At 45.5% G+C, this 18,713-nt stretch carries 16 protein-coding genes and 1 tRNA gene; 5 read left to right on the forward strand and 12 right to left on the reverse strand.

The window, feature by feature from the left end:
• Window positions 1-179 precede the first annotated feature (179 nt).
• On the forward strand, window positions 180-3,419 hold the full coding sequence (locus AC3E9V_RS24275; protein WP_488750760.1) for a caspase family protein: 3,240 nt from the start codon (window positions 180-182) through the stop codon (window positions 3,417-3,419).
• A gap of 171 nt (window positions 3,420-3,590) precedes the next feature.
• Window positions 3,591-4,685 (forward strand): bile acid:sodium symporter family protein, encoded by a 1,095-nt coding sequence (locus AC3E9V_RS24280; RefSeq protein ID WP_488750761.1) that lies wholly within the window; start codon window positions 3,591-3,593, stop codon window positions 4,683-4,685.
• 145 nt (window positions 4,686-4,830) lie between these two features.
• Here AC3E9V_RS24280 and AC3E9V_RS24285 read toward each other — a convergent pair whose 3' ends face one another.
• The 9 genes from AC3E9V_RS24285 to AC3E9V_RS24325 all read right to left on the reverse strand — a co-directional run bounded on the left by AC3E9V_RS24285 (window position 4,831) and on the right by AC3E9V_RS24325 (window position 13,661).
• Window positions 4,831-5,268, reverse strand: coding sequence for a hypothetical protein (locus AC3E9V_RS24285; RefSeq protein ID WP_488750762.1), 438 nt, complete (start codon window positions 5,266-5,268; stop codon window positions 4,831-4,833).
• 17 nt (window positions 5,269-5,285) lie between these two features.
• Window positions 5,286-5,792, reverse strand: a complete 507-nt coding sequence (locus AC3E9V_RS24290) for a hypothetical protein (RefSeq protein ID WP_488750763.1) — start codon at window positions 5,790-5,792, stop codon at window positions 5,286-5,288.
• Window positions 5,793-5,855: 63 nt separating this feature from the next.
• On the reverse strand, window positions 5,856-6,434 hold the full coding sequence (locus AC3E9V_RS24295; protein ID WP_488750764.1) for a GNAT family N-acetyltransferase: 579 nt from the start codon (window positions 6,432-6,434) through the stop codon (window positions 5,856-5,858).
• A complete protein-coding gene (locus AC3E9V_RS24300; RefSeq protein WP_488750765.1) occupies window positions 6,435-7,601 on the reverse strand; it encodes an AIR synthase related protein in 1,167 nt (388 codons plus the stop codon).
• A 28-nt stretch (window positions 7,602-7,629) separates the two neighbouring features.
• Window positions 7,630-8,718, reverse strand: a complete 1,089-nt coding sequence (locus AC3E9V_RS24305) for an MFS transporter (protein WP_488750766.1) — start codon at window positions 8,716-8,718, stop codon at window positions 7,630-7,632.
• 106 nt (window positions 8,719-8,824) lie between these two features.
• Window positions 8,825-10,816 carry a CHU_0125 family OmpA-like outer membrane integrity protein gene (locus tag AC3E9V_RS24310; RefSeq protein WP_488750767.1) on the reverse strand — a complete coding sequence of 664 codons (1,992 nt, stop codon included), beginning with the start codon at window positions 10,814-10,816 and terminating at the stop codon, window positions 8,825-8,827.
• Window positions 10,817-11,018: 202 nt separating this feature from the next.
• On the reverse strand, window positions 11,019-11,510 hold the full coding sequence (locus AC3E9V_RS24315) for a hypothetical protein (RefSeq protein WP_488750768.1): 492 nt from the start codon (window positions 11,508-11,510) through the stop codon (window positions 11,019-11,021).
• Between the two features lie 9 nt (window positions 11,511-11,519).
• On the reverse strand, window positions 11,520-12,317 hold the full coding sequence (locus AC3E9V_RS24320; protein ID WP_488750769.1) for a (Fe-S)-binding protein: 798 nt from the start codon (window positions 12,315-12,317) through the stop codon (window positions 11,520-11,522).
• A gap of 24 nt (window positions 12,318-12,341) precedes the next feature.
• Window positions 12,342-13,661 (reverse strand): 4Fe-4S dicluster domain-containing protein, encoded by a 1,320-nt coding sequence (locus AC3E9V_RS24325; protein ID WP_488750770.1) that lies wholly within the window; start codon window positions 13,659-13,661, stop codon window positions 12,342-12,344.
• An 89-nt stretch (window positions 13,662-13,750) separates the two neighbouring features.
• Here AC3E9V_RS24325 and AC3E9V_RS24330 point away from each other — a divergent pair.
• Window positions 13,751-13,823 (forward strand) — tRNA-Phe (locus AC3E9V_RS24330).
• A 392-nt stretch (window positions 13,824-14,215) separates the two neighbouring features.
• Here the strand turns inward: AC3E9V_RS24330 and AC3E9V_RS24335 are convergent.
• From AC3E9V_RS24335 to AC3E9V_RS24345, 3 genes are read right to left on the reverse strand one after another with little or no spacing between them, the layout of a single operon-like run.
• The gene (locus tag AC3E9V_RS24335; RefSeq protein ID WP_488750771.1) at window positions 14,216-14,998 is read right to left on the reverse strand and encodes a pseudouridine synthase; all 783 of its coding nucleotides are present in this window, start codon (window positions 14,996-14,998) and stop codon (window positions 14,216-14,218) included.
• Complete coding sequence (gene scpB, locus AC3E9V_RS24340) at window positions 14,999-15,562, reverse strand: SMC-Scp complex subunit ScpB (protein ID WP_488750772.1); 564 nt, start codon at window positions 15,560-15,562, stop codon at window positions 14,999-15,001.
• Complete coding sequence (locus tag AC3E9V_RS24345; RefSeq protein ID WP_488750773.1) at window positions 15,563-15,943, reverse strand: TraR/DksA family transcriptional regulator; 381 nt, start codon at window positions 15,941-15,943, stop codon at window positions 15,563-15,565.
• A gap of 73 nt (window positions 15,944-16,016) precedes the next feature.
• On the opposite strand from AC3E9V_RS24345, the gene AC3E9V_RS24350 reads away from it, so the two are divergent.
• Together AC3E9V_RS24350 and AC3E9V_RS24355 are read left to right on the forward strand one after the other, a co-directional pair.
• Window positions 16,017-17,027: an isoaspartyl peptidase/L-asparaginase family protein gene (locus AC3E9V_RS24350; protein WP_488750774.1), complete on the forward strand. Its 1,011-nt coding sequence runs from the start codon at window positions 16,017-16,019 to the stop codon at window positions 17,025-17,027.
• Window positions 17,028-17,064: 37 nt separating this feature from the next.
• Window positions 17,065-18,678: a hypothetical protein gene (locus tag AC3E9V_RS24355; protein ID WP_488750775.1), complete on the forward strand. Its 1,614-nt coding sequence runs from the start codon at window positions 17,065-17,067 to the stop codon at window positions 18,676-18,678.
• Window positions 18,679-18,713: the final 35 nt, after the last annotated feature.

An 18,713-nucleotide genomic window follows, 5' to 3' on the forward strand; every position in this document is an offset into this window, starting at 1 on the left:
AAACTCTGTTCTGTTCAAGTAATTCTTTTAAATGTATGTACGTACATTTAATAAGAAAGTTATGTCCCTGGTTTTGGTTAGGGGTTTCTGTGAGTCAGCATTTTACGATTTATGCCGTTAGTAATTGCTAATTTCACCTCACTATTACCCAATTTTACCTTGCCATCAACTTAGAATCCATGTCTCTCGGAAAACTTACTTATTTCCTGCTTTTTTTTCTCACCTCACAGCTCTTTTCCCAGGAGCTACCGGTCGAGCTGCGGATACAGTCAGGGCACTACAACCGGATTACTGCCACAGTCTTTTCTCCTGATGGCAGTCTGATAGCCAGTGGCGGGTATGATCAAAATATCCTGATCTGGGATGTGAAAACCGGGCGTGAACTACGTCGGATCGAGTGTCCTGAGTACATCAAATCCCTCGATTTCAGTCCGGATGGAGAAAAGCTTTTGTCCGTTTTGGATGGAGGGCTGGCCCAGGTGCATGAAATAAAGACCGGGAAATTACTGATGAAAGCAGGCGGTGATGAACCATATCTGAGATCGGGTAGGTTTCTGCCGGATGGCAAACGCTTTGTGACTTCCGGGGGAGAACAAACAGCCTATTTATGGAGCTTAAATGAAACGGAGCCCATTGCAATCTTTGAAGGCGAGCGAACCTACTGCATGGACAACTGCCAGCAATCCATGGATGTCAGTCCGGACGGAAAATGGTTGTTGACGTTAGACCGGCAGGGAGTAGTTTCCCTTTGGAATGTCAGGAATCAAAAGCTAATCCGTACCTACAAGCATTATGAAAATCGTTCCCTAAGCTTTTCCGGAGTTACTGCAATGGCTTTCTTGCCAGACAGTAAACATTTCATTGTAGGTTCGGAAGAAGAGGGGATCATTAAATGGTCAGTGAATGCGGGAGATGATCCGGGGATTTTGTTGCCTTCACAGCGCATAACCAGTGGGCTTACTTTTATGCTCAGTGATCTGGCGATCAATAAAGATGGTACTCGTCTGGCAGCGCTGTACCTGGAGGGTGTCCAGGGTTCTTTTACCCGTGAGAAAGAAATCGGATACCACCTTTATGACCTGGAAAAAGGTGAAGAGGTCCTGGCTCAGGATGTGGGAAATATCGGTCAACTGGCTACTATGGCTTTTAGTCCCTTATCTGATACCTTGCTCTGGGCGAGAGGGGCAGTATTACAGCTTGTCGATCCTGAAACCACAGATCCATATCAGGAATTCAAAGGTCACCTGACTGATCACCCGGCAGATTACTGGATCATGCGAACCACCAAAAAACATTTGTTTATTCCTCCCTCCACTGTTGTGGAAAAGGTGGGTAATCAGGTGCTGGCCTGGGACTTTAAAACGGGGAAGCTGGTTCGGAAATATGCAAGCCACCCGGGATTGGTGCTGGGTATGGCCCTAAGTCCTGATCAGCAATTGCTGGCTACAGGTTGCTCGGACGGAACCATCCGGGTTTCAGATGTGGAAAGTAGTGATACGCTCTGGCGAAAAGACTTGTCCAATAAGGTTTTTGCTCTGGCTTTCACTCCTGATGGAAAGGAGCTGATATCTGTGCTGATGGGCGGACGCGTAGCGATCTGGGATGCAAAGACCGGGAACTACGTGAGGGACTTCTCATCGGCGTCCGGAAACTGGTACGATACGCCGCTGAGCATTGCTTTTACCGGAACCGGACTGATTACCTGGGGTGATTTTCTCAGAGACTATGCTACGGGACAGGAGGTCGTGGTATTTGATTCACATGAAAAGCGGGTACATGATGTGCTGGTCACCAGGGATGGCAAATCGCTTCTGACAACTGGTTGGGATGACCAGGTTTTTTTGAGAGACCTTTACTATGGCGGAAAGGTTACGCCAATCGGAAAGGGAGGATCCACCAGCTATTGTGTCGCACTGAATGAGGCGGAAGAGCGAATTGTCACAGGAGGAGCAGATAATATTATCCGGGTTATGAACCGGGATGGAGAAGAACTGTTTGATCTTGTGGGCCATACGGGTCCGGTAGTGTCGGTTACCTTTACCTCTGATGACGGGTATCTGATTTCCGGAAGCCAGGACGGGACAGTGAAGGTTTGGGATCTGGAGAAACAGGAGGAGGTTTATACGCATATTTTGCTGGATCAGGATCGGTGGACCACCCAGCTACCATCCGGGCACTTTTATGCAACACAGCAGGGTATGGAGTCTATGTTTTTTGTTCGGGGGACGGAGAGCTACAGCCTGGATCGTTTTTTCGAGGAGTTTTATCAACCCAGGCTGGCGATCAATCTGTTGGGGAGTGCTTTTGAGAGTAATCGCTCAAAAATCGGGGACCAGATAGCCAAACTGCCCCCACCAAAAGTGGAGATTATCTATCCGAAAAGTGGAATTACACAAGAAGAACGCATCGAGCTGTTAGTCCGGGTAACAAATCAGGGTGGCGGTGTAGATGAGATCAAACTGCTTCATAATGGAAAACGGATTGTTACGGGTGAGGCCGCCGGTACTTCCCGGTCTGCCGGAACTGTGGCCCATTCATTTTCCATAGAACTGGTACCGGGAGTCAATATCATTCAGGCATCAGCTTTTAGTACAGGACGCATTGAGTCAGCTACTGATGAGATCCGGCTGGTACGTCCGGCGGATGAACCAACAGCTGCTTGCTATGTCGTTTCCATTGGGATCAATCAATATAAAAATCCCCAGCTCAACCTTAACTACGCTGTTGATGATGCTAAGAGTGTCGCCAGCTTGATTGAGACTCAGGGTCAAAAGCTGTTTACCCGAATAGAAACGCACCTGATTACCGATGAAGCAGCTACGCGGGAAAACATACTGGCTAAGCTGCAGGAACTTTCTGCCCGGGTAAAGCCTACGGATGTCTTTTATTTCTTTTATGCGGGTCACGGTAGCATGCTTGATGATGACTTTTATTTTATCCCGGTCAATTGTACCCGCCTTTATGAGGAAGAGGGTTTAAAGCAGGAAGCGCTCCATGTGAATGACCTGGTGGAGCAACTCAAATCGATTAAGGCATTGAAGCAAGTCCTTTTTGTAGATGCCTGTCATTCAGGAGGGTCTACGGCAGTTCTGGCCTCCCGGGGTGCAGGTGAGGAGAAGGCTTTGGCACAGCTATCCCGCAGTGCCGGAGTACACATCCTGGCGGCGGCAGGCTCGGATCAGACAGCTACGGAGTACCAGGAGCTTGGGCATGGATTGTTTACCTATGCAGTACTGGAAGCCCTGAGTGGAGAGGCGGATGGTGCTCCGGCGGACAACAAAATCACTGTTTACGAGCTGAAGTCATTTTTGGACGACCGAGTTCCGGAGTACTCACAGAAATATAAAAATGTTCCCCAATACCCGAATACATTTTCTATCGGACATGATTTTCCAATTGTTTTGAAGAGAGAAAAGTAAGCTACCATGTATTGGCCATGAGCGGTCCGTATTATGGGTTTGCATATCATAAAGACTTAGCGGAGGCATAAGCAAAAAGAAGCAAAATGACCGATGGCTACTCCCTACCGCGCATTATTTTCCCAGGACTAAATTTTATGATGTATTTTAGAAAATTATAGATCATATCTTATGCAATTCAAACCGTCGTACTTTTTAGTTCTTGCCGGCCTGGCAGCAATTCTTTTTGGTTACTTTTTCTTTACAGATGGCTTATCCGCCACTGGTCCGTATGCTGTTTCTTTTTTTGTTTTCCTCGCCCTGGGAATTCAAAAACATCCGCTGGCTAAAGGGTTTGTTTTTGCTATGTGGGTGTTTGCGGCCGTTTCAGTGGCGATGTATTACCCTTCTGTGCTACAGACCTGGAGAACGTTTGAATTGAAAACACTGATCATACCCCTTTTGCAGATCATTATGTTTGGGATGGGCACTGCTATGAGTTTGAAGGATTTTGGCGAAGTGATAAAAAGTCCCAGGGCGGTATTTATTGGTCTGACCTGCCAGTTTACCATCATGCCGATCGTTGGTGTCTCCCTCACTTACCTGTTTGGCTTCCCTCCTGCCATTGCTGCAGGGGTGATTTTGGTCGGGTCTTCACCAAGTGGGCTGGCTAGTAATGTGATGACTTACATAGCCCGGGCAAACCTCGCACTGTCCGTGACCCTCACCGCTGTGGCAACTTTGCTAGCGCCTCTTACTACTCCTTTGCTTATGAAGCTACTGGCAGGACAACTCGTGCCGATTGATTTCTGGAGTATGATGTGGGGGATCATCAGGATTGTTATTCTACCGATCATAGGTGGCTTGCTTTTCAACCGATTACTCCATGGCAAAACCAAATGGCTGGATGATGCAATGCCCCGAATTTCCATGATCAGCATCGCTGTGGTGATCGCTATTATTACCGCATCCGGCAGGGATAGTCTGCTGCAGATTGGTCTGGCGCTGGTGGCTGCCAGTGTTATCCACAATGGACTTGGCTATTTCCTGGGCTACTGGTCTTGTCGGCTTTTTCGGATGGACGAAGCTTCCTGTCGTACCATTGCTATAGAGGTGGGCATGCAAAATTCCGGTCTGGCCTCCGGGATTGCTTTGCAGATGGGGAAAGTGGCCACTGTAGGTCTTGCTCCGGCCGTTTTCGGACCTATGATGAACATTACCGGATCTGCACTGGCCAGCTGGTGGCGGGACCGGGATCCCGAAAAAAGCGATAAAAATCGCGATTAGTCCTGCTTCGTCTTATTTTCGATCCGACTTAAAGTCTCACCGACCGTGTCTGACCGACCGTGTCTGATCCCAGGTAGCTCTTAGGTCAGGCTTTAGCCAGACCGGTATTTTACCGTCGCTTAACTGTAATTGTAATCAAAGAAATTTACTTACTGACTTTTACCTTCTTTTTCAGGTACTTCACTATCGCTTCATATTCACTGTTTTCACGATTGGAGAGTTTCAGGATCTTTTTCCTGGTATACAGGATCTTTACTTCTCTAAATTCACCATTTTTTGTTTTGATCACTTCTTCACGCCAGCCCAGGATATCTTTTACGTCCACATTTATCTTGAGCCGAGTGACCGGGTAAAAAATCCGGAGTTTGTTGTCCCCCAGCTTTACCACCTTGATGGAGGCAAGAAGCTTACTCAGTACGATGAGTCCGATAACCAGCACAATGGGAGTGAGAATAAGCTTGAGAATGAAATAAGCCTGGTTAGTCAGCAGGCTGTTGAGCAGCATGAAAAATGCAGCAAAGATCAGCAGAACGAAAACACTCAGTGCAGTAATGGTATTCGTCTTGGGTTTTGAAACGATCATGTCTCAAAACTAATGCATCAAAAACGGATGATGATACCCTGTCGAAGAGAATAAGTTGCTTTGGCATTTGTATTATTGCTGAAATTTACCCTGGTGGATATACTCACCTGCTCCCGAAGACGCCCGATCACTCCAAGTGAAACTACATATCCGGTGGTATAAATCATCCTGGTACCTGATAAGGTGTCTCGGATTTTCGGGGAAGAGTCACTCCACTGCCTTACGAAGAAACCTAACCCTACACTGGCATTTATGCTTTGATGAGTATCTGACCGGTTGTAAAAAAGGATTTCGAGGTTTCTTGCTGATGACTGGTCAAAGAGAAATTTGCCGTAGCTGATGCCAACGCTTGAGTTTTTTGAAACTTCTTTCTGAATTTCTATACCCAGCCCCTCGCCAACAGAACTCAGGAAGTTGCTGTAGATCGGATAAAACTCACTACGAAGCTGCAGCCTGAGAGAGTCCTGAGCTTGTAGCGAATTAAATAAAAGCAAGATAAAGGCGGCTATCAGAAATTTTCTCATAACTGATATCCGGTAAATCGATTCTATCTATTTGAAACGACCTCTGGCTTCCTATGTTTTTTGTTAAATGCTTTTTTTCAAAAGAGTCCCTTTTACAGCTGGCCATTCCTCTTTCACAATACTGTAAATCACCGAATCTCTCCTTCCGCCTGATTGGTTAAACCGGTGATTTCGAAAGATGCCCTCCTGCACTGCTCCCAGTTTTTCGATGGCTTTTCTTGACCGGACATTGAGCACATCAGTTCTGAACTCCACGCGGTAGTAGCCCATAGCCTCAAACGCATGTTTAAGTAGAAGGTATTTCATATTGAAATTAATTCCTGAGCCGTGATAAGCTTTATCAATCCAGGTGGTGCCGATCTCCAGACACAGATCTGCAGCAGCTATGTGCATGTAACTGGTCGATCCAATGACCTTGTCCGTTTGTACGTCACGGATCGTGAAAGGAACACGAACTCCTGCCTGGTGGTCACCCAGCAACTTTTCCATCCAGCTTTTTAATGTATCCGGATCTGATAAGACCACAGGGAACCATCTCCAGATATCAGGATCCTGGCCTGCTTTTAGCAAGCCGTCAAAATCAGTTTCTTTTAGTAGTGAAAGTTTGACTTTTTGGTCAGAAAGATCTGGTACTATAATCATTTATTGGTAGCTGTAAGTCCCGCCAGGGGATTTGATGATGACTTCTTTCGTCCGGGCAGCTTCTACATGACCCACTCTTTGAGCTTCAATACCAAATGAGGTAGCTATATCGATCACAGTTTGTGCATAAGCTTCATCCAGGTAGAGCTCAAATCGGTGTCCCATGTTAAACACCTGGTACATTTCTTTCCAGTCCGTACCGCTTTCCTCGTGAATCAATTTGAAGAGCGGGGGTATATCGAACAGGTTATCTTTTACGACTTTCAGGTTATCTATGAAATGAAGGACTTTTGTTTGAGCTCCTCCACTACAGTGCACCATTCCATCGATTCGTTTAGGAAGCTCAGATAAGATCTGCCGGACTACCGGAGCGTAGGTTCTCGTAGGCGAAAGAACAAGTTTGCCGGCATCCAGCGGGCTGTCCTGTACAGGATCAGTAAGCTTTTTGCTGCCGGAAAAGATCAACTCACGATCTACAGCAGGGTCATAGGCTTCAGGGTATTTATCGCGATAGATTTTATCAAATACATCGTGGCGGGCGGAGGTCAGTCCGTTACTGCCCATACCTCCATTATAAGTATCTTCATAAGAAGCTTGTCCATAAGAAGCCAGCCCGATAATCACATTGCCTGGTTTGATACCATCGTTGCTGATTACTTCATCCCTTTTGAGACGGGCAGTCACGGTACTGTCCACGATGATCGTACGGACCAGGTCACCTACGTCTGCCGTTTCACCACCGGTACTGATGATGTCAATTCCCTGATCACGGAGCATTTGCAGTACCTCTTCGGTACCATTGATTATGGCAGAGATCACTTCACCCGGGATCAGGTTTTTATTCCTTCCGATGGTGGAGGAGAGGAGAATGTTTTCCGTACATCCCACACACAGCAGGTCATCTGTATTCATGACCACCGCATCCTGTGCAATGCCTTTCCATACGGACAGGTCTCCGGTTTCTTTCCAGTACATGTATGCCAGAGAGGATTTAGTGCCAGCTCCATCTGCATGCATGATGGTGCAGTAGTCGTCATCTTTGGCCAGCAGATCCGGTACTATTTTGCAAAAAGCTTTTGGGAAAAGCCCCTTGTCCACATTTTTTATGGCGGCATGCACATCATCTTTGGTGGCAGATACTCCTCGTTTTGCGTAGCGATCAGACATGGGAATTTTTTTACGCAAAGAAAGTAAATCATTTGAATTTTATGGTCAGAGACAACAGTCCTACCAGTAATGAACACAGAACAATAAACCCCAGTCCTACAGGAAGACTGTAAGCCTCTGCCAGGAAGCCAATAAGTGGGGGGCCGATTAAGAAACCCGTGTAACCAATGGTGGTCACGGAGGCTATTCCCGCTCCTGATGAGTATCCGGGCTCATTTGCTGCAGTAATAAACAGCACGGGAACGATACAGGAGTATCCAAACCCGGCAATGGAAAAGCCGACGATGGCTACAATGGGATGGCCTACCAGGAGCGAAGTACCAAGTCCGATTACTCCCAGAAATCCGCCGAAGGAAACTATTGCTTTTTTCCCGAATTTTGGAATAATGGCGTCTCCGATAAGGCGACCAACAGCCATCAACAGGGAAAATCCCGCGTAAGCAATACCCGTGAGATAGGCGTTGGCATGGAGGTTATCTCGCATATATACGCCACTCCAGTCAGCAATACCACCCTCACTCACCATGATACAAAACCCCATCAGGGCCAGCAATAGTAGCGTTTTATTGGGTATTGCAAACACTTTATCCCCGGAGCGTTTTTCTTCATGATATGCCAAAAGACTTTTGAATAAGCTGAAGAGCAGCAAGCAAACGAAGAGCGCTGTACCGGCCAGGTGTGCGAAAGTAGAGACATTTATGCCTACCAGGATGCTTCCCAATCCAGATCCCAGCATGGCTCCTACGCTCCACATCCCATGACATGTGGACATGATATTCTTTTTCAGGGCTCGCTCCGTAGCAGCAGCTGTAGCGTTCATGGAGATGTCCATGATCGAGTTGGTAAGCCCAAAAAAGACCAGGGCCAGTGTCAATGACCAAAAAGAGTCTGCCAGTGCAAGTAGCGGTAAAGACAGGGAATGGATTAATCCGCTGGACCAGACCGTTTTCCCCAGACGGAAATGGGCTATGATCCAGCCGGAAAAGGGCATAATGAACAAAGCACCAATTGGTGCGCCCAGGAGAGCCAGACCCAGCTCTGCTTCACTAAGGCCCAGGGCATTTTTCATGCTGGGAATACGGGTGACCCAGTTGCCAAACAGCAAACTGTTCATCATGAAAACAAGTCCTATTAGGACGCTGTCTTTTTTGCTGAAGAAAAATCTAAGATGCTGTGCCAAATTTTTATCGAATTTGGCGCGAAGTTAATTGAAGGTCAGCGGATTAATCACCCTCATCATCAAAGAACCGATCATACTCGTCTGCTTCTTCCACAGGAGGCAGGTCATCATTTCGCTCTCGAGGGTCGTAGCGGAGTACTTTAAATTCTGTTCGTCGGTTTTTCTGATGTTCCTCCTCTGTTTGGGCGTCCTTTATGATCAGCTGGGTTTCTCCATATCCTTTAGCCACAATGCGTTCCGGATTGATCCCATTCCTGATAATATAATTTACTGCCGACTGAGCCCTTCTTCGAGACAGATCCATGTTGTAGTCATCCGGGGCACGAGCATCCGTATGGGAACCGAGTTCAATGTAGATATCAGGGTTATCATTCATGATGGTTACCAGACTGTCGAGAACGGGCTCCGCATCGGGCCTGATGTTGGCTTTATCCAGGTCATAATAGATATTGTTGAGCACAATTGGTTTTTCCAGCACGATTCGGTCCATCATAACCTTCGTATTGAAGGTGACATTGGTAATGAGTTCACTAAGGGTATCTTTATTCACACTCTTTCCGATTGTTGAAAATTCCTTCCTTGTAGTGAAATAGTCTGTTTTTTCTCCAATCAAGTTATAGTCTTCTTCCGGGTATACGCGGAATTTAAATGCTCCGTCTTCTCCGGTAAATGCTTCGTTGACTACCTCACCATCTGTGGCTACCAATGATACTTTGGTGTTTGGCAAGAGGATCTCCTGGTTTCCGTCATCAGTGGTTACGGTAATTCCCTGCACAAAGTAATTGACAATCTTCAGGTCCGGATCATCGTTGACAAAGGTATAGATATCATCATCTCCTTTTCCGCCAGGTCGGTTGGAGGAGAAGAAACCCCGGGTAAGGTCAAACTGGTAAAGTGCAAAATCATCCGCAGAGGAGTTCATAGGCTGGCCCAGGTTTTCTATCGTAATCTTACCTCTGGTACGTGTTGCTGCAAACAGGTCCAGATTTCCAAAACCAGGATGCCCGTCTGATGCAAAATACAACCGGCCATCCTCTGATACAAATGGAAATGCCTCATCTCCCGGTGTGTTAATGGCAGGTCCCAGGTTTTGTACATCCACCCAGCGTCCTCGCCGGTTTAGCTGTGCAGAATATAGGTCAGCCCCTCCATAGCCACCTTCCCTGGTACTGGAAAAATACAGGGTGGTGCCATCAGGAGTCAGAGCCGGGGTAGAATCCCAGGAGTCCGGGTCATTGATGCTGAGTGGTCGTGGTTCGGTCCAGTTCCCAATCCTAAACCGGGTAAAATACAGGTTTACTTCCGTATTGCCGGTGGCTTTTCCTGTGTTCCCCTTAGCGTAAATTAATGAGGTCCCATCCCGGGAGATCGCTATCGATCCTTCGTTCACATCAGAATGATTGATAATTGGCTCAAGGGCTTCAAGAGTCTGTATTTCCACATTTGCTCCGCGGGTTCGTACACGATAAATATCGGTGAACGGGGTGCCGGTCACTCCATAAATTTTACCCCCGTGGCGGTTAGAAGTGAAGTATAAGAAGTTGTTCATGTAAACCGGTGAGTATTCTGCATACTTTGTATTTAGCTCTTCCAGATTTTTGATCCGATAGTAGTTTTGCTCGGAAGCTAATACATCGACTTTATTTAGGTTTTCTAATTCGTACCTGGCCAATTCTTTGAAATCCGGATCTCCGCCTGCCGTGGTTATGTATTCATTAAGGACTTTTTCGGCTTCATCGTATCGTTGGTTGGCCTTGAGTGACCTGGCGTAATAATAAGTAAGGCCTGGCTCCTCATATCCGCCATTTATGGCGTTGTTGTAGTACTGGGCTGCTTCTTTGAGCCGGTTTGATTTACGATAGGCTTCAGCAATCATAAAATTCTCGAAACCATCTTGCGGTTTCAGGCCCCTTTTATACAACTCAATCGCACGGTCGTACTCTCCTTTTTCAAAACTTTTTCCAGCCATCTGACTGGCACATGACTGAATGATAAAAGCTATGACCGCTAAATAAAATATGTCCCTTACTTTCATGCGTTTAAAATTGATGAAATCAGTCGGGCCGGGTAGGCGGTTTGTAACAACCCTTTGATCATATCAATGTTTTGGGTTGAGACTGGACTACGTGTCCCGGCATCATGCTCATTTCATACGGATAGAACTATACCCTAAACTAACGAAAAATTGAGGAATTAGTGCTTCTAACCGGAATAACAACGGCAAACTACTTAAACCCTCAGGAGAAATAACGATTGAGCCAGGTGCTTTGTGCCGGCACTATCCAGTTATTTTTCCACTCTCCTGCATTTTGTACCAGGTTATTGAACACAGGTGTCTCCCCTGTGATCTGGCCTTTGTGAATGGCATCCTTTAGTTTTGATAACGGATACATCACCACCTGATTTTCGATCCAGAAAGCCACTCTTGTCCGGTCAAGAAGGTTCAGATCAAACGTGTCCTGGATCTTTCTGATGAGGTTTACAGAGGCATCGATGCTGCATCCGCTTGCCAGGTTAAATGATTCGTCAACTGAAATGACGATAAACTGGTGATGTTCTATGCTAAATGCAGCTTTGAGTTTTTGTCCATGTGCTGCCCACTGGTCAAGAAAGGCCTGAGTGGTTTGACTGATCTGATCTTCTTCCTCCTTTGTAAACGGTCTGTTTGCCTGGTATATCCATAACCGGGCATGATCGGGCATGGTATCTATGGTCAGTGTTGTGGTCATAGCTCAAATTTAGCCATTTAAACCCTCAGCTTCTGCAATGAGTTCCGCTAAATCCTGAACTTTAACATCTTCTTCACGTTCTTTGTTTTTTACCCCATCAGACATCATGGTCATACAGAAAGGACAAGCCACTGCAATAGTACCTGCTTTGGTCTCCAGGGCCTCTTCCGTACGTTCGATGTTGACTTCTTTATTTCCAGGTTCAGCATCTTTAAACATCTGAGCTCCGCCGGCACCACAGCATAGCCCTTTAGTTTTGCAGCGTTTCATTTCTACCAGCTCCGCATCCAGCGCTTCCAAAACTTTACGTGGAGCCTCGTATACATTGTTTGCACGGCCCAGGTAACAAGAATCATGATAGGTGATTTTTCTTCCTTTGAATTCTCCACCCCCTTTCAAAGAAACTTTTCCCTGGTCGATCAGGTCCTGCAAAAATTGTGAATGGTGGATGACCTCATAATTACCTCCAAGATCAGAGTACTCATTTTTGATGGTATTGAAACAGTGCGGGCAGGCTGTTACGATCTTTTTGATCTCATAGCCATTCAAAACCTGTATGTTAGCCATGGCTTGCATCTGGAAAAGAAATTCATTGCCGGCTCTGCGGGCAGGATCTCCAGTACAGGTTTCTTCAGGTCCAAGTACGGCAAACTTTACCCCTACTTTGTTGAGGATCTTTACAAAGGCTTTGGTTACGTTTTTATAACGATCATCGTATGATCCGGCACAGCCTACCCAAAACAATACTTCAGGGGATTCTCCTTTGGCGGCCAGATCAGCCATGATAGGTATTTGGATGTTAGTCATATCTTTCTTTTAATGCTTTTAAATTTAGCTTTCTTTCATTTCTTCAGCCCACCTGAACCGATCCGTCGGTGCAAATTTCCATGGGGCAAAGTTGGTTTCTACGTTGGAAAACATAGAGTTCCAGGCTGGTGGAGCTGCAGATTCTTCCATTGCCACATAGCGCCTGCTCTGTAAAATAATATCCAGAGGGTTGATATTAACCGGGCAGGCCTCTACACAGGCATTGCAGCTCGTGCAGGCATTGATCTCTTCTTTGGTAATGTAATCGCCAAGAAGGGATTTACCATCTTCCAGCCCTTTTCCGCCTTTTTCCAGCGAGCGCCCTACTTCTTCTGCCCGATCGCGGGTATCCATCATGATTTTCCTCGGTGAAAGCTTCTTGCCGGTCAGGTTTGCCGGGCACTCAGAGGTGCAGCGTCCACATTCCGTACAGGCATAGGCATCCATGATGTTTTTCCAGGTGAGGTCATTGACGTCCTTAGCGCCAAACCGGAGACCATCAGGCGGGGGTGCTGATTCATCTCCGCCACTCATTCCGAGCATGATCTTCACTTCATTGGTGATTTCTTCCATGTTGATCATTTTCCCTTTTGGCGTAAGCCTGCTATAATAGGTATTTGGAAAGGCCATGAAGATATGCAGGTGCTTGGAGTAGGTGATGTAGACAGCAAATGCAAAAATGCCAATGATATGAAGCCACCAGGCTACCCGCTCTACTACAAACAATGATCCTGTGGGAAACCCGTCAAAAAGCGGAACCATAAGGCCACTGACGAGGAAGGTGCCAGTTTGTGCATAGTGATCTGCTCCCCGGGCCTGCAGTACCAGATCGCTGGAGTTCATGGACAGGATGGCAACCATAAGCACAATCTCAATGACCAGAATGAGATTAGCATCGAGGGTAGGCCACCCTTTCATCTCTACCTTTGTAAAGCGTGGAAGTCTCAGGATATTTCTTCTGATAAGAAAAATCACGCAGGCTATAATGACCAGCACGGCCAGAATTTCGAAAAAGCTGATCAGTGCCGCGTAAAAAGAACCCAGAAAAGGAGCGAATAAACGGTGTGTGCCCAGTAGCCCGTCAAGAATGATCTCCAGCACTTCAATGTTAATCAAAATGAAACCGATATAGATAAGAAAGTGGAAAAAGGCTGGTAAGATCCTTTTAAACATTTTCTTCTGACCAAAAGCAACCAAAAGCATGGTTTTGAGTCGTTCTGAAGTGTTACCGGAAGTAGAGTGTGGCCTTCCGAGATTGATGTTTTTACGTATTCTTCGGATCCTTTTAAACAATAAGAATCCAAAAAAAGCAAGTACAGCTATAAAAGCTATCTGTGAAATCATGGTACCAGTTGTTTTTTCTCTCGTAAGTTATTTTAAATAAAATATTTGCACGTTCTCAAATATTATCTAGTTTTGCACCTCCCAAAAACGGTGCTGTAGCTCAGGTGGTAGAGCATCGGACTGAAAATCCGTGAGTCGGTGGTTCGAGTCCACTCAGCACCACTTTTTTAACCCAGACAGAATCGTCTGGGTTTTTTTTATGTCTTTCCGAGTGGATGAAATCGTATCCACTGTGCTCCCCCTCTCCATAAGATTGAGCCACCTCAGTTCGGATTAAGCGGTAAAACCTGGGGATTACACTTGGAAGTTAGGTTAAGGTTCCCGCTGATTACGCTGATTCCCGCAGAAATTTTTTATTGAAAGTGTAATTCTGCGCCGATTTGCGTCATCTGCGAGAGACCCCCGGCTGCTACGATCTGGTATCCCATTTTTCCATGTCCCCGGAAATATTGCTTGATCCCTCATTCCTTCGAAGTTAATAAAAGTCATGGATTTAGTATGCATGCATACTAAATTTGTTGAAAGAAACTACCAGAATGCGGTTTATAGCTTCTTTACGACAGGTTTTTGAGCTGGATAATCTCTTTTGGAGAAAGATGTCGATACTTTCCGCGTGGAAGATTCTTTTTGGTAAGAGTACCAAACATGACCCGGTCCAGTTTTACGACCTGGTAGCCAAAGTGCTCAAAGATCCTGCGAACTATTCGGTTTTTGCCAATGTGAATTTCAATTCCCAAAATCTGCCGATCTTCGGACACAACCGCCATTTCGTCAGGAGTAGCCATGCCATCCTCCAGTTCCACGCCATTTAAGATATCATCAAAGTCCTGGTTGGTAATGGGCTTATCCAGGGTCACCTGGTAGATTTTTTTGATTCGATATGATGGGTGTGTGAGTTTCTTTGCCAGATCCCCGTCATTGGTAAAAAGTAATAAGCCAGTGGTGTTCCGGTCTAATCGTCCTACAGGATAGATCCGCTCTTCACAGGCTTTTTTGACCAGGTTCATTACGGTGTTGCGATTGTGAGGATCAGACATTGTACTGATAAAGTCTGATGGTTTGTTGAGGAGTACATATTGTAGCTTTTCACCCTTCAGGACTTTGCCCTGATATTTTACTACATCGCCGGCTTTTACTTTAAACCCCATCTCGGTGATGGTCTCATCATTGACTTGGATTTTGCCGTCTGCAATCAGCTGATCTGCATCCCGGCGCGAACAAACCCCTGCGTTTGCTATGTATTTGTTCAGTCGGGTTTCTTTGGGCTTTTCTTCAAAGCTCGTTTTTGCTCCTTTCCCCTTCTTGAAAGTGGGTTTGGATGGTCTTTTACCTTTCATTTAGTTTTCTTCTTCCCCTATGACATTCTCATCCTCTTGCACAAAATCTTTAGGGGTAGGCAGGTCTTTAACATCGTTGATGCCAAAGTAATCCATAAACTGCTGATTAGTGCCGTACAGTAATGGCTTACCAATAGAATCCGCTTTCCCTTTAATTTCCACCAGTTCTTTTTCCAGAAGCTTATTGACGGCATAGTCGCAATTAACTCCTCTGATCTGCTCAATCTCCGACTTGGTGATAGGCTGCTTGTAAGCAATAATAGCAAGCGTTTCCATGGCTGAATTGGACAGACGCTTTTTGGATTGCTGCTTTAGCAATATGCTTATGCTAGCCTGATAGGCTGGCTTTGTAAGAAACTGATAACCACCTCCACTTTGTGTAAGACCAAAAGAATACTCATCGTCCTGATATTTCTTATCCAGCTTTTCAATACCTGCCGCAATGTCTTTCAGCGGCACATCCGCTTCAAACATTTCTTTAAGGCACGACTGAATCTCCTTATCAGTTATTGGCTTTGGCGAGCAAAAGATAAGGGCCTCAATGTGGTTAGCCAGGTAATCCATTTACTTCACATTGTTGAGCTTGGCCTCAATAGAATGCATGGTATGAGGTACAGCTCTCAGGCGCTCTTTGCTGATCAGCTTTCCGGTATCTACACAAATGCCGTAGGTGCCGTTTTTGATCCTGATCAGAGCATTTTCCAGGTTGTTGATAAATTTTTGTTGCCGACCGGCCAGCTGGCTGAGTTGTTCTTTCTCAGCGGTATCTGCCCCGTCCTCCAGGGTTTTGACAGCTCCCTGTGAAGCGTCGGCACCATCGTCAGAACTTCTTGTGAGAGAACTTTTTAAAATATTCAGTTCGTTTCTCGCCTTCTCCAATTTCTGATTGATGAGTTCCTCGAACTCCTTCAATTCTTCAGTAGAATATTTAGTCTTCTCAGCCATTTCGTCTATTTTGCTTTAATAATGCGGAAATTTTATTCCGCTAAAGTAACACATCAACCCAAAATATAAAACAATGCTGAATAACAACCCCCTCATTCAGAAATATTTAGGCTTTTTGTTGTTTGTGCTGTTTATTTCCTGTCAACCGGCAAACAAAGTAGAAAGTTCGGTAAAAGGACCTGATAAAAAAATTGCTATAGTTATTCATGGCGGTGCCGGTACAATCAAAAAAGAAAATATGGACTCAGTGACTGAGGTGGCTTACCGCAAAAAACTTAAGGAAGCACTGGCTGCCGGCTATAAAGTGCTGGAGGAAGGAGGATCGAGCTGTGAAGCGGTGCAACAGGCGGTTGTATTAATGGAAAATTCACCACTCTTTAATGCGGGAGTAGGCGCAGTATTTACCGCAACCGGAGAAAATGAACTTGATGCAAGTATTATGAGAGGGAGTGATTTGAATGCAGGGGCGGTAGCTGGCGTGAAGACGATCAAAAACCCAATTTTAGCGGCATATGAAGTTATGGTGAATTCTCCACATGTTATGCTGGCCGGGGATGGGGCTGATGCTTTTGCAGCAGAGCAGGGTCTGGATATCGTGGAGCCGGATTATTTTAAAACCGAAAGAAGGGCCAGACAGCTGGAACGCATTGTCAAAAAGCAGGAAAAAGAATTTGGTACGGTAGGTGCAGTGGCAGTGGACAGGAATGGAAATATATGTGCTGCCACTTCTACCGGAGGGATGACTAATAAAAAATGGGGCCGGATAGGAGATTCGCCGGTGATAGGTGCCGGAACCTATGCGAATAATAATACCTGTGGTTTTTCCGGGACCGGACATGGAGAATATTACATTCGGGCAGCTGCTGCACACGATGTATCAGCCCTTATGGAGTATAAAGGACTCAGCGTGGAGGAGGCTGCACAGACAGTTATGGATAAACTGACTAAAATGGAGGCCTCCGGGGGGATGATAGCCCTTGATCAGTACGGAAACGTAGCCATGCCATTTAATACATCAGGTATGTACCGGGGCTACCTCAGAGAAGAAGAAAATCCTGTAGTAAAAATCTACGCTGGAGAATGAACTGAACGATTTTGATTATTAACGGTTAGTTTCTTTAATGAACAGACAGAAATTAATTGTCATATCTGCTCTCCTATTCGTAGCGATTCTGGCAGGGGTTTATTTTTTAGTGGATTATCTTGCCAAAGAGCGTCTGCCAAAAGTCCTTGGTGACAAAGTTACTATTGCAGATTACAGTTATAGCCTTTGGGATCGCTCTGCCAAGCTTTATAAGCCCGTTTTTCACCTGGCTAGTGAGGAAAGTGATTCCAGGGTGGAAATCCATGCTACTGCAAGCCATGCGTCCATTAGTGGCTTTAGTTTTTGGGATCTCCTGATGAATAAAAAGCTGGGTGTAAGACGCTTTTCAATAGATAGTCTCGGCGTAGAGATTATTTTACCTCAGTTGAGGACTACCATTGAAGAGAGGGAAAAAATCAATCTTTTTATCAAGGAAGTTTTCACACAGATTGAAGTTAAGGATTTCAGGCTTGTCAATGGAGATTTTTTGGTAAAGAGGAAGGATAGCCTCCAGGATCTGGTGCGGGTAGATGGCCTTTCTATTTCAGCTCAGGACATTTTAGTAGATTCAGGTACTATCCAGCATGTTTTTCCTCTCGAATTCAGCAGGTCTCAAATAGGTATAGATAGTTTGAAAGTAAGGGTGAGTGAGCATTATCTGTTGTCAGGAAAAAATCTCCGGATTGTTGATACTGCTTTTAGCATAAACCAACTAAAACTAAGCTCTCTTTTATCTCCTGTAGAGCTGACCAGAAAATATCCTCACGAAAAAGAGCAGTTTGAAGTGGAGGTGGAGATGCTCAGCTCAAAACGACTTCTCTGGGATATAGAAAGCGATAATCATTTATGGATCACATCACCAAAAACCATTCTCAGGGCACCAAGAGTTACCATTTTTAAGGATAAGCGGCAACCGGACCCGCCTCCGAAAATTCAGCCATTGCTGAGCCAGCTGATTAAGGAATTACCCCTTACGATTACCCTGGATACTTTGGTATTTGAAGAGGGCTACATTGCTTATGAGCAGCAGCCGGTGAGGTTTCCTCGGGCCGGGAAGATTTACTTCCGTGACCTATACATGACAGCTTATAACCTTTCGAATGAAGCCCGTGCCCTTGACACAAATCCGGTTACTACCCTGGATGTCCAATGTCAATTTATGGGACGTGGATTGCTGAATACTACCATTCGCATGGATATGAGCTCTGAAAACGAAGTTTTCAATGTGGTTGGGAATTTGGGAGCTATGCCGGTGACTTATGTTAACCAGGTTTTGGCCCCTCTTACTGGTGTGGAAGCTACAGGAGATGTACATAGAATGCATTTTAATATCAGGGGTGATCAATACGCCTCAAAAGGGAATCTTTCTTTTGAATACTCGGATCTCAAAGTAAATGTCTTTGATAAAAACCGGGAGAGGCAATGGCTAAAAAGCGTGTTTGGAAATGCGGCCCTGAAGAGTAAAAATAGACGTTCCGACAGTCTTACTTTCAAAGAAGGAACCATTTATTTCATTCGTTATCAAAACAAAGGCTTTTTTAATTATTTGTGGAATAGCATCCGTGTTGGGTTGCTGGATACCGTAGTGCCTTTCTATAAAAATCCTGACGAAGAGCGGCCTGATTCTGCAGGAGTGAAGTATAAGAAATAGTCCTGGTGGACTATCCGGATTCATTTTAAAGTTGA

The organism is Marinoscillum sp. HNIBRBA16962 (assembly GCF_057801515.1).